This is a genomic window from Gammaproteobacteria bacterium (assembly GCA_029862005.1).
GTDB lineage: Bacteria > Pseudomonadota > Gammaproteobacteria.
Window position 1 is genome coordinate 1 of sequence record JAOTYD010000087.1, and the last position, 3,511, is coordinate 3,511.

Genomic DNA, 3,511 nt, shown 5'->3' on the forward strand with positions numbered 1-3,511 from the left:
GCAAACTCGATACCGACCTGGCGCAATAACTCGGCCCGGCGGGGAGATTTTGAGGCGAGGTAAATCATTCCGACATGATAGCCCGAAAGCCCGATCCGGTCGCTACTCGCGATGATAGGGATGACCCTTGAGAATCGTCCAGGCGCGATACAACTGTTCCACAACGACCACCTTGACCAGGGCATGCGGCAGGGTCATTCTTCCCAGCGAAACCTGGTGCTGGCAGGCATCGATACACTGCTTCGACAATCCTTCCGGGCCACCGATAATCAGGTTCACCCGTGGCCACTCGAACATCCAGTGTTGCAACTGTTGTGACCAGACGTCACTGGACCACGCTGCACCGTGTTCATCCAGTGCAATATTCAGACTCCCCGGGGACAACTTATCCAGTATCAGGGTCGATTCCTGTTGTCGTTGACGCGCGGCGAATTGTTTTGATTTGCGGGACGCAAGCGGCACCGTGACGAGTTTCAGTGATAGTTCCCTCGGCACTCGCTTCAGGTAGTCATCGCAGGCAGCATCGACCCAGGCAGGCAGTTTTTGCGCGACGTTGATGATCTGAATCTGCATACTCAGCCAACAGCCAGTTCTTCGCCCCAGAGTTTTTCAAGTTCATAGTAAAGGCGCACGTCGGGCAGCATGATATGAACGACGACATCGCCAAGATCGACCAGTATCCACTCACCAATATCCTCTCCCTCGATGCCAAGTACCGGGTTACCAGTCACTTTCGCGGCCTCGACGACCGAGTCAGCGATAGCGCTGACGTGCCGACGGGAACTGCCACTGGCGAAAATCATGTAGTCGGTGAAGCTGGCCTGCCGGCTCACATCCAGCGTCACAACATTTTCTGCCTTAAGCGCATCCAGTGCCTGCAGCACCATCTTCTTGGTTGCCTCCACTTGCAACCGGGCGGGATCTGATTCAGTCAACGGTTTTCCGATATAAATGATGTTCATCAATATAATGAGCCACCACCGGACGTACACATTGCTCCGGCCTGTGACCCTGCGCCAGGGCAGCGCGCACCTCGCTTGAAGAACAGTCGTTGGCATCGACCTCAAGCATCAAAATCGCACCGGCCGACCGCTCAGACAACGCGACGGGAAAGTCGACACGATATTCGCGAAAAGTTTCCGGATCGACTTCGTATCCAGGTCGATGACAAACGACCAGGTGCACAAGCTGCAGGATTTCATGCGGCGCTTTCCAGCTGGCAAAATCATTGAAGGCATCCGCTCCGAGCACCAGCACCAGAGTCGAACCGGTCTCTACACGAATTTCACGCAGGCTGTCGATCATGAACGAGAGGCCTCCACGATCGAGTTCAAGGGTATTCAACACGAAGGCCACCTCGTCAGCGATCATTAATTCAATCATCGCACAGCGCTCACTGGCCGAGGCATGGGGTTCGTCACGATGTACCGGCAGCGCGCAAGGAACAAACTGGACCTGTTCCAGACCCAGCCGATTCAGCACCTGCATCGCAATATGAAAGTGTCCCTCGTGGACCGGATCGAAGGTACCGCCTAATATCCCTATCATTGCTAGCTGCGTACGTTTCCGTCCCCGAAAACAACGTACTTCTGCGAGGTTAATCCCTCCAGGCCAACCGGCCCGCGGGCATGCAGTTTATCGGTGCTGATTCCGATCTCGGCCCCGAGGCCATATTCGAATCCATCTGCAAATCCTGTCGACGCATTGACCATGACCGAACTTGAATCGACGCGCCGGGTAAATTCCCGGGTACGGCTATAGTCTTCGCTTACGATCGCATCGGTATGATGCGAACCATAACCATTAATGTGCTCGATTGCCTGCGCCAGGCCATCGACGATACGAATCGACAAAATTGGTGCCAGGTATTCGGTAACCCAGTCTTCTTCGGTAGCGGAATTAATCCTGACGTTATCGTATTTTTGGCAACGCTCGCAACCTCGCAATTCCACGCCGGCGGCCGACATCCGCTCGATAAATTCAGGCATGATTTGATCTGCTATTGCCTCCGCGACAAGCAGCGTCTCCATCGCATTACAGACACCATAACGCCTGGTCTTGGCGTTGACAGCGATATCCAGCGCCTTTTGCCGGTCGGCCTGGTCGTCGATGTAAACGTGGCAGACACCATCCAGATGCTTGATTACCGGAATAATAGACTCGCCGGCAATTCGCTCGATCAGGGATTTACCACCGCGTGGAATAATAACATCGATACAGTCATGCATCTTTAGCATCTGGCTGACCGCCTCGCGGTCGGTGGTATTAATAACCTGGACCGCATGCTCTGCGAGGTCGGCCTGCTTCAGCCCCTGATGAATACACTGGTATATGGCCTGGTTGGAATGTAGTGCTTCCTTGCCCCCCCGTAGAATACTTGCATTCCCGGATTTAAGGCATAACGCAGCCGCGTCAATCGTGACGTTGGGTCTCGACTCATAAATTATCCCGATAACACCGAGCGGCACCCGCATCTTGCCGACCTGGATACCCGAGGGACGGTAGCGCAACTCGCTGATTTCACCGACCGGATCGCTAAGGCTTGCAACTTGTTGCAGCCCCTCGATCATCGCATCGATACGCGCCGGACTCAGCTCCAGCCGTTCCAGCATCGCATCGCTGATACGATTCTTGCTGGCCGCTTCAAGATCCTTGCTGTTTTCCTGCAGAATAAAATCGCGACGCTGATCCAGTATTGCGGCGATCGCAAGTAACGCCCGATTCTTATGCTGTGGTTTTGCATAGGCGAGTTCGGCCGCGGCCGCGCGTGCAGCATGCCCGAGATCAACCATGTAACGGTCTAGATCAGTAATTGATTCGTTCTGTAATGCCACGCTCATAATCGACTACCAGTATCACCACTGAAGTTGGCAACCAGTGTTTTAAGCGCTACCCAGTCCTGATCATGGAACTCGCTGTCCTGTTGCCCCTTCCCAAGGCGATCTAATGTAGCACAGCTTTGCAGCAAACGCTCAATCTGAGATGCGCCCAACCGTGCCAGGGCAGCCTGGTATAGAGCCTGTTTACTACCCCATATACGTAGTTCCTGCCACGTCCGCTTATCGATTGCACCGCGTCGTTGGGCCAGCTTGAGCCGGTCAAGTTGTTCCAGGGGATTTTGTAACGCCCAACGCAACTGCGCCGTGGCATACCCCTCTGTTTGCAGGCTATGCATTATCTTCATCGCACGCCGGGTTTTACCGGCAAGACAGGCATCGGCCAGCAGGAAATGACTGTAGCGTGAAGACTCGGCGACGGACGCAGCAATCGTTTCAAAATCAATTTCCGCCTGTTCCGCAAATCGAATCGAGAGTTTCTCCAGTTCCTGATCCGAGGCGAGCAGGTGGCCCTCGGTACGTTCAGCCAGAAACTGCGCCGATTGCAGATCGATGTTAAGTCCCTTATCGCGAGCACGATTCAAAATCCAGTCGGCCATTTGATTATCGTATACCGGCTTAAGCTCGACTAATTTACCGGTCGCCTGAATCGCTTTACACCAGCTTGCATTTCT

Annotated in this window: 5 protein-coding genes; all 5 read right to left on the reverse strand. The window is 54.2% G+C overall.

Translation table 11 applies throughout. The features are described 5' to 3' along the window. Positions 1-102: 102 nt before the first annotated feature. Entirely contained in the window at positions 103-573 is a 471-nt protein-coding gene (gene rlmH / locus OES20_18970; GenBank protein ID MDH3636775.1) for a 23S rRNA (pseudouridine(1915)-N(3))-methyltransferase RlmH, read from the reverse strand. Positions 574-575: 2 nt separating this feature from the next. Next, entirely contained in the window at positions 576-935 is a 360-nt protein-coding gene (rsfS, locus tag OES20_18975; protein ID MDH3636776.1) for a ribosome silencing factor, read from the reverse strand. Continuing rightward, positions 928-1,548: a nicotinate-nucleotide adenylyltransferase gene (gene nadD, locus OES20_18980; protein MDH3636777.1), complete on the reverse strand. Its 621-nt coding sequence runs from the start codon at positions 1,546-1,548 to the stop codon at positions 928-930. The genes rsfS and nadD overlap by 8 nt, the downstream gene beginning before the upstream one ends. 2 nt (positions 1,549-1,550) lie before the next feature. Beyond that, positions 1,551-2,840: a glutamate-5-semialdehyde dehydrogenase gene (locus OES20_18985; protein ID MDH3636778.1), complete on the reverse strand. Its 1,290-nt coding sequence runs from the start codon at positions 2,838-2,840 to the stop codon at positions 1,551-1,553. Then, a partial coding sequence (gene holA, locus OES20_18990) for a DNA polymerase III subunit delta (GenBank protein ID MDH3636779.1) occupies positions 2,837-3,511 on the reverse strand: 675 nt, incomplete at its 5' end. The genes OES20_18985 and holA, both read right to left, overlap by 4 nt.

Coding starts and splice junctions, on each gene's coding strand:
- rlmH (MDH3636775.1), bottom strand. CDS start 573: ATGCAGATTCAGATCATCAACGTCGCGCAAAAACTGCCTGCCTGGGTC.
- nadD (MDH3636777.1), bottom strand. CDS start 1,548: ATGATAGGGATATTAGGCGGTACCTTCGATCCGGTCCACGAGGGACAC.
- OES20_18985 (MDH3636778.1), bottom strand. CDS start 2,840: ATGAGCGTGGCATTACAGAACGAATCAATTACTGATCTAGACCGTTAC.